We start from the raw sequence: 15,694 nt of genomic DNA on the forward strand, positions 1-15,694 counted from the left end.
TGCGGGGGAACCGGGGATCTCTGCGCGTCATTTCTGGGCTGCTCTTGTTCGCGATGATGGCCCCGCAGGGTGCCTTTGCGGTGACGACGCAAACCTTCACCGTGGGCGCAACCATCGCGCCCGGCTGTTCAGTGGTGAGCGGCAGCGGCGGGGCACTCGGCTCACTCAATTTTGGCACCCGCAGCGGCGTGCAGAGCGGGCAGGTCACCGCCAGTTTCGTGCCTGGCGCGTCGTTCTCGCTGGGCTGCACGCCCGGCGTGGCGCTGAGTATGAGTATCAACGGCGGGCAGAACTACGCAAACGTGCGCAACATGCAACGCAGCGGCGGTACAGATCGCGTGCCTTATCGCCTCTATACCAGCAGCACGCTGGCGGCAAATACCGAGATCGGCGTTAACCAGGCCGTCTCTGTCGCTTACAACAATAGCAACACTATCTCGCTGGCGATTTTCGGTGCGGCGCAGCTAACCGGGTTCAGCCCGGCGGGAACCTATACCGATCAACTCACTGTGACATTGTCATGGTAACAAGGGAGAAGGCGATGAAGGTCATTTCGACGGGTCGCGCGGCGGGCGTGCTGTGTACCTGTGCGCTGACGCTTAGCGCGGGCAACGTTTTTGCGGCGGCCACTATTCTGCTCTGGCCCATCGATCCGTGGCTCAGCGCCACCAGCAACGCGACCGAATTATGGATCCAGAACCAGGGTGAAGCGCCCACCACCATGCAGGTGCGCATTGTCCGCTGGCAGCAGGAAAGGGGGCTTGAACGCTACCAGCAACAAAACGAGATCGTTGCCAGCCCACCGATTGTGAGAATCGAAAAAGAGAGCAAACAGCTGATTCGCCTGATCAAGCAGGCGTCAATCCCGGCGGGTGTCGAACAGGCTTATCGCATCATCGTTGATGAGATCCCGCAGCCGGAAAACAGCGACAAACCGCAGATTGGCCTCAAGCTGCAAATGCGCTACTCGATTCCGCTCTTTGTTTATGGCACCGGCATCGAAACTCACACCAGCGGCGCGCATCATGCGCTGGTAGATACCAAAGATTTACACTGGCGGGTGAGCCGGGAAAACGGCAAACCGGCCCTGGAAGTGCGTAACAATGGTGATGTCCATGTCCGCTTAAGCAAAGTCAGCGTACGGCAAGGCGGGCAAACGCGGCAGGTTGCCGAGGGACTACTCGGTTATGTGCTGCCGCACAGTGTGCGTAGCTGGCCGCTACCCGCGGGTATCAATAATCCAGTGGAAATGAAGGCGACGATCAATGCCAGGGAAAGCGAATGGCAGTCGTCCGCGGGCAACTGATTTTACCGGTCACTTTTATGCTGCTGGCGAGTTCAGCACGGGCACAACAGGGCGATGATATGCTCCCGCCGCCGCCCGATGCGCACGCCATCAATGAGCACGCGGTATTCCATTTAAGCCTGGTGATTAACCATTACGATACCCGGCGGGTGGTGCCCGTGACCCGGCGGCAGAACGCCTTTTTTGTCTCCAGCGCCGATCTCCTGCAGGCCGGGCTGCCTGCTAAGCATCTACCGCAAGGGGAGGTCAATGTGTCGGCACTGGCGAATGTGCGCGCCGATTATGACAGCGCGGGTCAGCGTCTGCTGCTCTCGGTGCCCGGTGAGTGGGTGCCGGAGCGTGCTACGGCGTTTAACTCGGGTCTGCGGCGCACGACACCGAAATATGGCCAGGGCGCGTTACTCAATTACGATGTCTACACCAGCACCACCGAACACATCGGCGGTCAGGCGGCGCTGTGGCATGAGTTTCGCTACTTCAACGGCAACGGCGTGCTCTCCTCAACCGGTGCACTGCGTAAGACACTTTCCGGCAGCCTCAGGCAGCAGGAAGGGTATATGCGTTATGACACCACCCTCACGTTTACCGATGAAGATGACGCCACGCAGTGGAGCGTGGGCGATGTTATTTCCGATGCATTAACCTGGAGCAGCAGTGTGCGTATCGGCGGCGTCAGTTACGGGCGCGACTTCTCCCTGCGCCCGGATCTGGTCACCTGGCCACTGCCCGCGTTTTCCGGCGAAGCGGCAGTACCGACCTCGGTGGATGTGTTTATTAACGGCTATCGCGCCGGGAACACGCAGTTACAACCGGGTCCCTTCACGCTGACCAATATGCCCTATATCAACGGCGCGGGGGATGCCGTGCTGGTTACCACGGATGCGCTGGGGCGCCAGGTCAGCACCACCTTGCCTTTTTATGTCGCCAGCGATTTGCTCAAACCCGGCTTGAGCGACGGAGCGATTACCGTGGGGGCGCTGCGGCGCAATTACGGCGTCGAGAATATTGACTACGGGACGCTGGTGGCCAGCGGATCGTATCGCTATGGAGTGAGCGATTATTTAACCCTCGAAGGGCATGGCGAAGCGGCGCAGTCTCTGACGCTGGGCGGCGCGGGCGCGGTGCTGAAACTCGGGCGGCTTGGCGTGATGAACGGGGCATGGACGCAAAGCCGCATGTCTGGCGATAACGGCAGCCAGCTTGCCTGGGGGTATCAGTACAATACCCGCCTGTTTAGCGTTAATACGCAGCACAGCCGACGCGATCGCGGCTTTGGCAATCTGGCGCTCTACGACCAGCGCAACCTCTACAACAACGAGCAAAGCAACGGGCAGCGGCCTGTCGCCAGCCTGAGTCGCAACACGGATCAATATGCGCTGACAGTTAATATGGGCGATTTCGGCAACGTGGGCGCGGCATGGATCGGAGTACGCAGCTTTGATAATAAAAATACGGAACTGCTCAACCTCTCCTGGAGCCGCAATCTGTGGGGCGGCAGTAGCCTTTATCTGGCGGCGAGCCGTGATAACCAGCAGGGCGACTGGACATTTGCCCTGTCGCTGCAAATACCGATTGGCGACATGGATAGCGCAGCGGTGAGTATGGAGCGAACCCCCGATAGCGGCTCCACCGAGCGTATCAACTATAACCACGCCATGCCGACCGATGGTGGTTTTAGCTGGAACATGGCTTTTGCGCACCAGTCGCAGGCGAAAAATTACCAGCAAGGCACGCTGGGCTGGCGCAATAACAATGTCGAGTTGCAGGGCGGCGGTTACGGCGAAAGCGACATGCTGACATGGTGGGGCGAAGCGCTGGGGTCGCTGGTGTTGATGGATGGCCAGCTATTTGCCGCCAACCGCATCAATGACGCGTTTGCGGTGATCAGCACCGGCGGTCACGGCGGTGTACCGGTGAACTATGAAAATCAGCCGGTGGGGGAAACCAACCGTGACGGCTATCTGCTGGTGAGCGGGGTATCTGCCTATTACCCGGCCAGTTACAGCATTAATACGCTGAACTTACCGGCGGATACGCAACTGAAAGATACCGAGCGCAAAATTTCGCTGCGTCGGCGCAGTGGCTATCTGGTGGAATTTCCGATGGTGCAGGAGCGCGTCGCCAGCGTGATCCTGCATGATGAAAACGGCGAAGCCATTCCGCTTGCCAGCGAAGTTGACCGGGCGGGTAAAGCCACGGCAATTGTCGGCTATGACGGCATTGCGTGGCTGGAAAACCTGGATGAAGCCAATGCGCTGCATGTCCGTTTGCCGGATGGCAAAACCTGCGACACCCGCTTCACGCTGCTCGCCAATCCTGACCATAAATTGCAAACCTACGGGCCACTGACCTGCCGGAGGAACCCCTGATGCTTTGGCGACTTCTTCTGTTATTACTCCTGAGCAGCGGGTCAGCGTGGTCGGCCTGTACGGTCAGCACGACCAGTGGGGCGTTCGGCACGGTGACCTCGTTTGTGCTTAACGCCTCGGCGCAAAACACCACCGCCAGCCTGATTGTGCGCTGCGACGCGGCGCTCAACCTGCTCACCAACGACTCAATTACCCTGACGCTGACCGGGGCGAGCGCTACCGCCTCGAACCGGGGTGTCATGAAACGGTCTGATAATGCCGCCGTGACGGATGTGATCCCGCTCCGTGTCTGCGGCCAGGCCAACTGCGCAAATAATAGCGAAGCGACTATCAGCGGCAACAGCTACACCTGGAACGGCTCAGCCTTGCTGGCGTTATTGGGCACACGAACCTACACCTTGCCGCTCTATTTCCTCACCGTACCGGGGCAAAACGTCAGCGCCGGGCCTTATACAGTGACGCTCAATTTTAGCGTCGCGTATAACGTCTGCTCGGTGGGGGTTTTAGGATTATGTTCGACAGCCCAAACGGGCACGGCGACCACCAGCCTGCAGGTCAACGGCACCATCACCAACGACTGCACCACCATCAGCGCACCGAACGTCAATTTTGGCAGCGCGCCGCTGGTGCGCAACTTCCCGACCATTTCGCAATCTGTTGCCATCACCTGTACGAAAGGCATGGTTTACACCGTCGGCATCAACAACGGCGGCTACTACAACGGCAGCGCACGGAATATGGCCAGCGGCAGCAACCGGCTCAGTTATGAGATTTACAAAGGGGCAACCACCAACCGCTGGGGCAGCGCCGGCGCGGAGCGCTGGTCAAGCGGCGTCTCATCGCAGGTTAGCACCGATGGCCTGCTGCGAACCTACAATTACACCGCGCAAATTTTGACGTCGCAGACCACGCCGCCGGGGGGAACATATAGTGATACCTTAACTGTGGATATCGCGTTTTAAGTCATAATTTAATTCCCTTTCGCAAATGTAAAGTTCCGTGGCCGCATGCCGATAACACCGTTAAGAACTTATCAAGAAGGTGTTGCATGTTGAACCGTATCCGCGTCGTTACTCTGCTTATGAGCGTGCTGGTGGTCTTTGCCTTGTTGCAGCTTGTCTCTGGTGGCCTGTTTTTTTCGTCGCTTAAGCAAAACCAGCAAAGTTTTGCGGTCTCCAATGACCTGCGCATGCAACAGACGGAATTAGGTAAAGCCTGGGAGTTGATGCTGCAAACGCGTATCAACCTGAGCCGTTCTTCGGCGCGGATGTTGCTGGATCCGAGCAACCAGCAGAGCAGTGCGAAAACCGATTTGCTGAACAGCGCGAAAGCGTCGCTTGCCGATGCGGCAAAACATTACGATGCCTTCCGCGCGCTGCCATCGCTGCCGGAAACTGACGCCGCGCGCCAGACGCTGGATGAGAAATACCGCACCTACAATGCCGCGCTGGCGGAACTGGTGCAGTTCCTTGAAGCCGGCAATATTAACGGCTTTATGGCGCAGCCGACGCAGGGGATGCAAAACGCCCTTGGCGATGCGATGAAGAAATACGCGGATTTGAGTGAAGGCCTCTATCGCAATGCCTGGGAACAGAGCGTCAGTGATTACAACTTTGCCAAATGGCAGATGGCGATCCTGGCGCTGGCGCTGGTGATCGTGCTGGCCGGGGTCTGGTATGGCATTCGCCGTATTCTGCTGTCGCCGTTGTCGTCGGTCATTGCCCATATCCGTGAAATCGCCGGTGGCAACCTGACACATTCGCTGACCATAGCTGGTCGCAGTGAAATGACCGAGCTGGCGCAGAGCGTTGACCATATGCAGAACGCGCTGATCGAAACGGTGACCAACGTTCGCCAGGGTTCAGATGCCATTTATGCCGGTACCAGTGAAATCGCCGCCGGCAACAACGATCTCTCGTCCCGTACCGAAGAGCAGGCGTCCGCGCTCGAGCAGACCGCCGCCAGTATGGAAGAGTTGACCGCCACGGTGAAACAGAACGCCGATAACGCCCGTCAGGCTGCACTGCTGGCGCAGAGTGCGTCGGAAACGGCAGAGCGCGGCGGTAAAGTGGTCAACAGCGTGGTAAAAACCATGCACGACATTGCGGGCAGTTCGCAAAAAATTGCCGATATTATTAGTGTGATTGACGGCATTGCTTTCCAGACCAATATCCTGGCGCTGAACGCCGCGGTGGAAGCCGCGCGAGCGGGCGAGCAGGGGCGTGGTTTCGCCGTGGTCGCCGGAGAAGTGCGCAATCTTGCCAGCCGCAGTGCGCAGGCGGCGAAAGAAATTAAAGGCTTAATTGAAGATTCTGTCTCCCGTGTCGATACCGGTTCTGTGCTGGTGGAGAGCGCAGGGGAGACGATGTCGGACATCGTTAACGCGGTAACCCGGGTGAACGACATTATGGGTGAGATCGCCTCGGCTTCTGATGAACAGAGCCGCGGCATCGATCAGGTTGCGCTGGCGGTATCCGAAATGGATCGCGTCACGCAGCAAAACGCGTCACTGGTACAACAATCGGCAGCCGCAGCGGCCGCCTTAGAAGAACAAGCCAGTTTGTTGACGCAGGCGGTATCTGCTTTCCGCCTTTCTTCTGTATCCGGCAAACCGGCGCCGCGTGCTACAACTCCGGCAGCAGGCAGCGCTCAGACCCCGGCGCGGAGTCGCCAACTTGTAACCGGACAAGAGGATAACTGGGAAACATTTTAGCAGTTCTTAACCGCGGACTTTTTCCGCCAGATGGGGCGTTAATGTTAAATCGTATTCGCATCTCGACAACACTTTTTTTGATTTTGATCGTGTGTGGCATTTTACAGGTTGGCAGTAACGGGTTGTCTTTCTGGGCATTTAAAGAGAGCACTTCACACTTACAAGAAGTAGAAAACAGTAATCACCAGCGCAGCGCATTAATGCAGATGCGGGCCACGCTGCTTCAGGCCAGCACCGCGTTGAACAAAGCAGGGACCTTAACGGCGCTGAGTTATCCGCCGGATGACATCAAGGCGCTGATGACCCAGGCGAAAGCCAGCCTCAAGCAGTCGGCAGAGGTAGAGAAAGAGTTTCTTGGCCTGAAGGTGATGACACCGGAAGGCAAAAAATTACAGGAAATCACGCAGGCCAGTTACACCGCCTGGCGCGGTGACCTGGAGCACCAGGCCACCTGGCTTGAAAACAACCAGCTGTCGGACTTTATGACCGCGCCGGTGCAGGAGTCGCAGGATAAGTTTGATGCCAGTTTCAGTGCGTGGGAGAAACACATTAACCACTTTACTGAACAGGCGAGAGCGGATGGTGAACGTAATTATCATCGCTCGGCGGTGATTTTTGTCGTGGTGGTTATTCTCGCCGCGTTATTGACCAGCGCCGCGTTGTTCTGGTCGCGCAAGATGATTGTCCAGCCGCTGGCGGTGGTCAGCAGCCACTTTGACAGCATCGCTGAAGGCAATCTGGCAAGACCGATTGCCGTTGAGGGGCGTAACGAGATCTCGGCGATTTTTACCAGCCTGAAAAAGATGCAAACTGCGTTACGCACCACGGTGAGCGATGTCCGCCAGGGCAGCTACGCGATGCATACCGGTATCTCGGAAATCGCGGCGGGCAACAATGATTTATCGTCGCGAACGGAGCAGCAGGCGGCGTCGCTGGCGCAAACCGCGGCCAGCATGGAGCAATTAACGTCGACGGTAAGCCAGAACGCCGATAACGCCCGTCAGGCTTCCGTACTTGCGCAGAGCGCGGCGGAAACGGCGAGAAAAGGTGGGCAGCAGACATCGAGCGTGGCAAGTACCATGCAGCAGATTGCCGGCAGCTCGCAGAAAATTGGCGACATCATCAGTGTGATTGATGGCATCGCGTTTCAGACCAATATTCTGGCGCTGAACGCCGCCGTGGAAGCGGCCCGCGCCGGTGAACAGGGTCGGGGGTTCGCGGTGGTCGCCGGTGAGGTGCGTAACCTGGCAAGCCGCAGCGCGCAGGCGGCAAAAGAGATTAAAGGCCTGATTGAAGAGTCGGTTTCCCGCGTTCAGCAGGGATCCACCCTGGTGGATACCGCCGCGCAGACGATGACGGAAATCGTCCGCTCTGTCACTCAGGTCAACGACATCATGGGCGAGATCGCCTCCGCGTCCGATGAACAACGGCGCGGGATAGAGCAGGTGGCTCAGGCAGTAACACAGATGGATCAGGTGACGCAACAGAACGCTGCGCTGGTTGAAGAGGCAGCTTCCGCCACCGACCAACTGGCTAACCAGGCAGATAACCTTACCGCGCTGGTGGCCGTATTTAAGATTGAAGAGCATGTCGCAATACCCGAAGTGGCACCGCCTAAGGCAGTGCCCGTTGCATCCTGAACCTAGTTGAGAAGGCGCTATGACATCATCCATGCCTAACGGGCAAACGTCATCAATATTGCAACAGATGACACAGCGCCTGGCGCTGTCCGACGCGCACTTCCGTCGGATATGTCAATTGATCTACCAGCGTGCGGGGATTGTCCTCGCGGATCATAAACGCGACATGGTTTACAACCGCCTTGTCCGCCGTTTACGCACGCTTGGGCTAGATGATTTTGGCCGCTATCTGAGCATGCTGGAAGCGAACCAGAACAGCGCCGAGTGGCAAGCGTTTATTAACTCGCTGACCACCAATCTCACCGCGTTTTTCCGGGAAGCTCATCACTTCCCGGTTCTCGCGGACCATGCGCGCAAACGCACGGGGGAATACCGGGTCTGGAGCGCGGCGGCGTCGACAGGCGAAGAGCCGTACTCGCTTGCCATTACCCTCGCTGACGCGCTGGGTATGGCACCGGGTCGCTGGAAAGTTTTCGCCAGCGATATTGATACAGAAGTGCTGGAAAAAGCGCGTAGCGGCATCTACCGCCAGGACGAGTTGAAAACCCTCTCGCCCCAGCAGATGCAACGCTACTTTATGCGCGGCACAGGCCCGCATGCCGGGCTGGTGCGCGTACGGCAGGAACTGGCGAACTACGTCGATTTCACCACGGTCAATTTGCTGGATAAGCAATACAACGTTCCGGGGCCTTTCGACGCAATTTTTTGCCGTAACGTAATGATTTATTTTGATAAAACGACGCAACAGGACATTCTGCATCGTTTCGCTCCGCTGCTTAAGCCGGACGGATTATTGTTTGCCGGGCATTCGGAGAACTTCAGCAACCTCGTGCGTGAGTTTACCCTTCGTGGGCAAACAGTTTATGCGCTGAGTAAGGATAAAGCATGAGTAAAATCAGGGTGTTGTCCGTCGATGATTCCGCATTGATGCGCCAGATCATGACAGAAATTATCAATAGCCACAGCGATATGGAAATGGTGGCGACGGCGCCAGACCCATTGGTTGCCCGGGATTTAATTAAAAAATTCAACCCGGACGTGTTAACGCTGGATGTGGAAATGCCGCGCATGGACGGGCTGGATTTCCTTGAAAAATTAATGCGTTTGCGTCCAATGCCGGTGGTAATGGTCTCTTCACTGACCGGAAAAGGCTCGGAAGTGACGCTGCGGGCGCTGGAACTGGGGGCAATTGATTTTGTCACCAAACCGCAGATTGGCATTCGCGAAGGCATGCTGGCTTACAGCGAGATGATTGCCGACAAGGTACGCACCGCGTCACGCGCGCGTATCGCGGCGCATAAACCGATGGAAGCGCCGACCATGCTGAAAGCCGGGCCGTTACTCAGCTCGGAAAAACTGCTGGTAATTGGCGCGTCAACCGGAGGAACAGAGGCAATTAGGCATGTACTCCAGCCATTGCCGCTCTCAAGTCCGGGTATTCTTATCACTCAGCATATGCCACCGGGCTTTACCCGCTCATTTGCTGAGCGTTTGAATAAGCTCTGTCAGATCAGCGTCAAAGAAGCGGAAGATGGTGAGCGCGTATTACCCGGACACGCGTATATTGCACCTGGCGATCGGCATATGGAGCTGGCGCGTAGCGGGGCGAACTATCAAATTAAGATCCATGACGGCCCGCCGGTTAACCGGCACCGACCGTCGGTGGACGTGCTGTTTAATTCGGTGGCGAAACACGCGGGGCGTAACGCCGTGGGAGTGATTCTCACGGGGATGGGCAACGATGGCGCGGCCGGAATGTTAGCAATGCACCAGGCGGGCGCCTGGACGATTGCGCAAAATGAAGCAAGTTGTGTGGTGTTCGGCATGCCGCGTGAGGCCATCAATATGGGTGGCGTCAGCGAAGTGGTCGATCTTAGCCAGGTAAGCCAGCAGATGCTGGCGAAAATCAGTGCCGGACAGGCGATACGTATTTGAACCAGGAGTAATTTTTTATGGCGGATAAAGAGCTTAAGTTTTTGGTCGTGGATGACTTTTCCACCATGCGTCGAATTGTACGTAACCTGCTAAAAGAGCTGGGATTTAACAACGTTGAAGAAGCAGAAGACGGTGTTGATGCGTTAAACAAATTGCAGACGGGTGGCTTCGGTTTTGTTATCTCTGACTGGAACATGCCAAACATGGACGGTCTGGAACTGCTGAAAACGATTCGTGCCGACAGCAATATGGCTTCCATGCCGGTGCTGATGGTTACAGCAGAAGCGAAAAAAGAGAACATCATCGCGGCGGCGCAGGCCGGCGCGAGCGGCTACGTGGTGAAACCGTTTACCGCTGCAACCCTGGAAGAGAAACTCGGTAAGATCTTCGAGAAACTTGGCATGTGAGGACTGGCTAATGATTCAACCTTCAATTAAACCAGCGGACGAACATTCACCCAGCGACATCATTGCCCGGATTGGCAGCCTGACGCGTATGTTGCGTGATAGCCTGCGCGAATTAGGTCTCGACCAGGCGATTGCCGAAGCTGCGGAAGCGATTCCGGACGCGCGTGACCGTCTGGATTATGTTGTGCAGATGACCGCGCAAGCGGCAGAACGCGCGCTTAACAGCGTTGAAGCCTCTCAGCCGCACCAGGATGAGATGGAAAAAGGCTCGAAAGCACTGAGCAAACGTTGGGACGAGTGGTTTGAAAACCCGATCGAACTGGCGGATGCGCGTGAACTGGTGACCGATACGCGCAAATTCCTTGGCGAAATTCCGGGGCACACCAGTTTCACCAACGCCCAGTTGCTGGACATCATGATGGCGCAGGATTTCCAGGACCTCACCGGTCAGGTTATCAAACGCATGATGGATGTTATTCAGGAGATCGAACGTCAGCTGTTGATGGTGCTGCTGGAGAACATCCCGGAACAGTCCGCACGGCCGAAGCGTGAAAACGACAGCCTGCTCAATGGCCCACAACTCGACGCGACCAAAGCGGGCGTGGTGGCAAGCCAGGATCAGGTCGACGACTTGCTCGACAGTCTGGGCTTCTGATGTTTCTGTACACGCGCTTTCAGCCAGCCTGAAGGCGCGTGTCTGACAAGGAAAAGGGAAGGGGAAACCTTCCCTTTTTTTATTGCAGGAAAATATCCCCCATTGAGAAGGTGTTCGCCAGCGCATGCAACACCATCGGGACAATCAAGCCGCCCGTACCGAGCCTGACCACACATAACACCGCAGAAAAAATAAAGAGCTGAATAAAGGTGATGGGCGCGTGATATTGCATATGGATGACGGCGAACAGCAGTGAGGTCAGCACAATCCCCACTTGCTGCGGCGCTTTTCCCCATCCCAGGCTGGCATTGAGTAAAAAGCCGCGGAAGATAATCTCTTCACTTACGGGGGCCACCAGGCACGCCGTTAAAATCCACGCCCAGCGGGTCAACCCGGTGTAGCCACGCAGCGAATCAAGCCAGGGTTCGGGCTGCTGAAACAATTTCTCCATCACCAGCATCACCGCCAGCGCCAGCAGTGGCAGCGTTAGGTTACGCAGTGCCAGTGTGCCAACGGGTAATAGCCCCTCAAAATGGCGCGCGTAATAGCGCCAGAGTAGCAGTGAACAAGGCAATAACAGCGCGGTGCAGAGAAACGGCACGGCAAGGCCATTTCGATAAAGCGTCATAAAACCGGGGATGAAAAAAGCCAGATAAAAGAGGCTGTAATAGCTAACAAACGCCGCGATGCAAATCGCCGTATGCGAAATTCTGTCCAGGTGTCGTGGCATAAAAAACGTCCGTGCCGATAAATACGCGAAGCTGACCATTATAAAGGAGAGCGCTGGCATTTCTGTTCTGCGGTTAATAATCAGGATATGTCGATAAAAAATGGGCTTTAGGCAGGATTTTACCACTAGCGTTGCCGTTTGGTCTGCGTTTCAGCCGACGGGGTTGAACATCAGGCGACACCTCAAATGGCGAAAACCCTCTGTTTTTATGCCTTACTCTGCCCATTGGACAGGCTTGACTCTGGCAATATGTCATCAAACCTGTAACCCGTGGATGTGTTGGCCGTGGCCTCTGAAGACAACGACGACAAAACAGAAGCCCCCACAGCGCACCGACTAGAGAAGGCGCGCGAAGAAGGGCAAGTCCCCCGATCCAAAGAACTGACATCGCTACTGATCATGTTGGTCGGTATCGGCATTCTGTGGTTTGGCGGTGAAGCGTTTGGTCGCAGGTTATCGATGGCGCTCTCATCCGGGCTGCGTTTTGACCACAAGATTATCAGTGACCAGAACCTGATCCTCGGGCAGATCATCGTGATGTTAAAAAACGTGCTGCTCGGTATGTTGCCGCTGTTGACGGGCGTGGTGATCATCGCGCTGGTCGCGCCGGTGATGCTGGGCGGGCTGGTGTTCAGCACCAAATCGCTGGAGTTTAAGTTTTCCAAGCTCAACCCGCTCAGCGGGTTGGGGCGTTTGTTCTCCGCGCAAGTGGGTGCGGAGCTGGTGAAAGCGTTGATGAAAGCGCTGCTGATGGGCAGCGTCGCGGGCTTTTTTTTATGGCATCACTGGCCGGATATGATGCGTCTGATGAGCGAATCGCCGCTGACCGCTATGGCGAGCGCCCTCAATCTGGCCGGGCTGTGCGCGATGCTGGTGGCGCTGAGCATTATCCCGATGGTGGGGTTTGACGTTTTCTGGCAGATCTACAGCCATCTGAAAAAACTCCGCATGTCCCGCCAGGACATCCGTGACGAATTTAAACAGAGCGAAGGCGACCCGCACATTAAAGGCCGCATCCGTCAGATGCAGCGTGCAGCGGCGCGCCGTCGCATGATGGCCGATGTGCCAAAAGCAGATGTCATTGTCACCAACCCGACGCACTACTCCGTCGCACTGCAATACGACGAGAATAAGATGAGTGCGCCGAAAGTGGTGGCCAAAGGCGCGGGAATGATTGCGCTGCGTATTCGTGAGCTGGGGACGGAGAACCGTGTGCCGATCCTCGAAGCGCCACCGCTGGCGCGTGCGCTCTATCGCCATTCTGAAATTGGTCAGCAAATCCCGGGCCAGCTGTATGCGGCAGTTGCCGAAGTGCTGGCGTGGGTATGGCAGTTGAAACGCTGGCGTCTGTCCGGCGGGCAACGACCTGTTAAACCTGAGAATCTCCCGGTGCCTGAGGCGCTGGACTTTTTGAACGAGAAGGACACTGATGGCTAATCTGGTAGCAATGCTGCGTCTACCCAGCAATCTGAAATCGACCCAATGGCAGGTTCTCGCCGGGCCGGTGCTCATTTTGCTTATTTTGTCGATGATGGTGCTGCCGCTACCGGCGTTTATCCTCGACCTGTTGTTTACCTTTAACATCGCACTTTCCATCATGGTGCTGTTGGTGGCGATGTTCACCCAGCGCACGCTGGAATTCGCCGCATTCCCGACCATCCTGCTGTTTACCACCTTGTTGCGCCTGGCGCTGAACGTCGCTTCGACGCGTATTATCCTGATGGAAGGGCATACGGGATCGGCGGCGGCAGGGCGGGTGGTTGAAGCCTTCGGTCACTTCCTCGTTGGCGGTAACTTCGCCATCGGTATCGTGGTGTTCGTCATCCTCGTTATCATCAACTTTATGGTTATCACCAAAGGTGCGGGACGTATCGCCGAAGTGGGCGCGCGTTTCGTACTCGATGGGATGCCCGGTAAACAGATGGCGATTGACGCCGATCTCAACGCCGGGATTATCGGTGAAGATGAAGCGAAACGCCGCCGTTCTGAAGTGACGCAAGAAGCGGACTTCTACGGTTCGATGGACGGTGCGAGTAAGTTCGTTCGCGGCGACGCCATCGCCGGTATTCTGATCATGGTTATTAACGTCATCGGCGGTTTGCTGGTGGGCGTTCTGCAACATGGTCTGTCGATGGGCGATGCGGCCTCAAGTTACACCCTGCTGACCATCGGTGACGGTCTGGTTGCGCAGATCCCGGCGCTGGTTATCTCTACCGCGGCGGGGGTTATCGTCACCCGCGTCAGCACCGATCAGGATGTTGGCCAGCAGATGGTTGGCCAGTTGTTCAGCAATCCGCGCGTGATGATGCTCAGCGCCGGCGTACTCGGCCTGCTGGGGCTGGTGCCGGGGATGCCGAACTTTGTGTTCCTGCTGTTTACCGCCGCGCTGCTCGGTCTTGCCTGGTGGCTGCGTGGTAAAGACCAGGCTGCGCCTGCTGAAGCCGCGCCGATGAAGCTGCCGGAAAACACCCAGGCGGTGGAAGCCACCTGGAACGATGTGCAGCTTGAAGATTCCCTCGGTATGGAAGTGGGCTATCGCCTGATCCCGATGGTGGACTTCCAGCAGGATGGCGAACTGTTAGGCCGTATCCGCAGTATTCGTAAGAAATTCGCGCAGGATATGGGCTTCCTGCCGCCTGTTGTCCACATCCGCGACAATATGGATCTGCCGCCTGCCCGTTACCGCATCCTGATGAAAGGGGTGGAAATTGGTAGCGGCGAGGCTTACCCAGGTCGCTGGCTGGCGATTAACCCAGGCACGGCGGCGGGCACGCTGCCGGGTGAGCAAACCGTGGACCCGGCTTTTGGCCTGGCCGCTATCTGGATTGAGAGCGCGTTGAAAGAACAGGCGCAGATCCAGGGCTACACCGTTGTGGAAGCCAGTACCGTGGTGGCAACACACCTTAACCACCTGATTGGTCAATTCTCGGCGGAGCTGTTTGGTCGTCAGGAAGCGCAGCAACTGCTTGACCGGGTGAGCCAGGAGATGCCGAAGCTGACCGAAGATTTGGTGCCGGGCGTCGTCACGCTGACCACGCTGCACAAAGTGCTGCAAAACCTGCTGGCCGAAAAAGTGCCAATCCGCGATATGCGCACCATTCTCGAAACGCTGGCCGAGCATGCGCCGCTGCAAACCGATCCGCACGAACTCACGGCGGTGGTGCGCGTGGCATTGGGCCGCGCCATTACCCAGCAGTGGTTCCCGGGTAATGATGAAGTGCAGGTGATTGGTCTTGATACACCGCTTGAACGTTTGCTGTTGCAGGCATTGCAGGGCGGTGGCGGTCTGGAGCCGGGTCTTGCCGATCGCTTACTGGAACAAACTCAGGAAGCGTTAACGCGCCAGGAAATGTTGGGTGCGCCACCGGTGTTGCTTGTGAACCATGCGCTGCGTCCACTGCTGGCGCGCTTCCTGCGCCGCAGCCTGCCGCAACTGGTGGTGTTGTCGAACATGGAAATGTCGGATAACCGCAGCATCCGTATGACTGCGACTATCGGAGGCAAATAATGCGTTATCTGGCCTGGTTGGTGGCTTTGCCGCTGTTTGCCCACGCGGCCGGAAACGGCATTGGCGAAGGCATGTGGCAGGCCAGCAGTATCGGTATCCGGCTGGATAACCGCGGCGTGGTCTCTTCATCACGACCGCTGGGCCCCTCGCAGCCAGTAAACGGGCTGATGACGGATGTCTCGTGGCGCTATGAATTAAATGGCCCGACGCCTGCCGGGTTAATTGTTCGGCTCTGTTCTCAGGCGCGTTGTGTCGAGCTGGATGGGCAGAGTGGCACCACGCGCGGCTTTACCGATGTTCCGGCACTCGAATCGCTGCGTTTTGTCTGGGAAGTGCCCGGCGGTGGACGGTTATGGCCGCCGCTGGACGTTCGTAGTAACAAAGTGCTGGTCAATTACCGTCAACCCACTCAGCAAAACTAACCGCTTCGC

14 protein-coding genes are annotated in these 15,694 nt (G+C 57.0%); 13 read left to right on the forward strand and 1 reads right to left on the reverse strand.

Annotated features, from left to right (window positions below):
* Window positions 1-53 precede the first annotated feature (53 nt).
* From O3S68_RS03245 to cheZ, 10 genes are all read left to right on the forward strand, one after another.
* Window positions 54-527, forward strand: coding sequence for a Csu type fimbrial protein (locus O3S68_RS03245; RefSeq protein WP_044489678.1), 474 nt, complete (start codon window positions 54-56; stop codon window positions 525-527).
* Window positions 528-541: 14 nt separating this feature from the next.
* On the forward strand, window positions 542-1,306 hold the full coding sequence (locus tag O3S68_RS03250; protein WP_269230777.1) for a fimbrial biogenesis chaperone: 765 nt from the start codon (window positions 542-544) through the stop codon (window positions 1,304-1,306).
* Entirely contained in the window at window positions 1,282-3,675 is a 2,394-nt protein-coding gene (locus O3S68_RS03255) for a fimbria/pilus outer membrane usher protein (RefSeq protein WP_269230778.1), read from the forward strand. The genes O3S68_RS03250 and O3S68_RS03255 overlap by 25 nt, the downstream gene beginning before the upstream one ends.
* On the forward strand, window positions 3,675-4,637 hold the full coding sequence (locus O3S68_RS03260) for a Csu type fimbrial protein (protein ID WP_269230779.1): 963 nt from the start codon (window positions 3,675-3,677) through the stop codon (window positions 4,635-4,637). The genes O3S68_RS03255 and O3S68_RS03260 overlap by 1 nt, the downstream gene beginning before the upstream one ends.
* Window positions 4,638-4,723: 86 nt before the next feature.
* The gene (tar, locus tag O3S68_RS03265; RefSeq protein WP_269230780.1) at window positions 4,724-6,388 is read left to right on the forward strand and encodes a methyl-accepting chemotaxis protein II; all 1,665 of its coding nucleotides are present in this window, start codon (window positions 4,724-4,726) and stop codon (window positions 6,386-6,388) included.
* Window positions 6,389-6,429: 41 nt separating this feature from the next.
* Window positions 6,430-8,028 carry a methyl-accepting chemotaxis protein IV gene (gene tap, locus O3S68_RS03270; protein WP_269230781.1) on the forward strand — a complete coding sequence of 533 codons (1,599 nt, stop codon included), beginning with the start codon at window positions 6,430-6,432 and terminating at the stop codon, window positions 8,026-8,028.
* Window positions 8,029-8,047: 19 nt separating this feature from the next.
* Window positions 8,048-8,917 carry a protein-glutamate O-methyltransferase CheR gene (cheR, locus tag O3S68_RS03275; RefSeq protein WP_017458307.1) on the forward strand — a complete coding sequence of 290 codons (870 nt, stop codon included), beginning with the start codon at window positions 8,048-8,050 and terminating at the stop codon, window positions 8,915-8,917.
* Complete coding sequence (locus O3S68_RS03280; protein ID WP_020454143.1) at window positions 8,914-9,963, forward strand: protein-glutamate methylesterase/protein-glutamine glutaminase; 1,050 nt, start codon at window positions 8,914-8,916, stop codon at window positions 9,961-9,963. The genes cheR and O3S68_RS03280 overlap by 4 nt, the downstream gene beginning before the upstream one ends.
* 17 nt (window positions 9,964-9,980) lie before the next feature.
* Window positions 9,981-10,370, forward strand: a complete 390-nt coding sequence (gene cheY / locus O3S68_RS03285; protein ID WP_007371559.1) for a chemotaxis response regulator CheY — start codon at window positions 9,981-9,983, stop codon at window positions 10,368-10,370.
* A 10-nt stretch (window positions 10,371-10,380) separates the two neighbouring features.
* Window positions 10,381-11,025 carry a protein phosphatase CheZ gene (gene cheZ / locus O3S68_RS03290; protein WP_020454142.1) on the forward strand — a complete coding sequence of 215 codons (645 nt, stop codon included), beginning with the start codon at window positions 10,381-10,383 and terminating at the stop codon, window positions 11,023-11,025.
* Between the two features lie 79 nt (window positions 11,026-11,104).
* Here the strand turns inward: cheZ and O3S68_RS03295 are convergent, their stop codons facing one another.
* Entirely contained in the window at window positions 11,105-11,755 is a 651-nt protein-coding gene (locus O3S68_RS03295; RefSeq protein ID WP_269230782.1) for a CPBP family intramembrane glutamic endopeptidase, read from the reverse strand.
* Between the two features lie 285 nt (window positions 11,756-12,040).
* Between O3S68_RS03295 and flhB the strand changes: the two genes are divergently transcribed.
* Genes flhB through flhE form a run of 3 tightly spaced genes read left to right on the forward strand, consistent with a single transcriptional unit; the run spans window position 12,041 to window position 15,685 of the window.
* Window positions 12,041-13,192 carry a flagellar biosynthesis protein FlhB gene (flhB, locus tag O3S68_RS03300; protein ID WP_044489677.1) on the forward strand — a complete coding sequence of 384 codons (1,152 nt, stop codon included), beginning with the start codon at window positions 12,041-12,043 and terminating at the stop codon, window positions 13,190-13,192.
* Window positions 13,185-15,263, forward strand: a complete 2,079-nt coding sequence (flhA, locus tag O3S68_RS03305) for a flagellar biosynthesis protein FlhA (protein WP_045511290.1) — start codon at window positions 13,185-13,187, stop codon at window positions 15,261-15,263. The genes flhB and flhA overlap by 8 nt, the downstream gene beginning before the upstream one ends.
* On the forward strand, window positions 15,263-15,685 hold the full coding sequence (gene flhE / locus O3S68_RS03310; protein WP_160269671.1) for a flagellar protein FlhE: 423 nt from the start codon (window positions 15,263-15,265) through the stop codon (window positions 15,683-15,685). The genes flhA and flhE overlap by 1 nt, the downstream gene beginning before the upstream one ends.
* The last annotated feature ends 9 nt before the right edge of the window (window positions 15,686-15,694 follow it).

The organism is Kosakonia sp. SOY2, assembly GCF_027109175.1.
Classification (GTDB): domain Bacteria; phylum Pseudomonadota; class Gammaproteobacteria; order Enterobacterales; family Enterobacteriaceae; genus Kosakonia.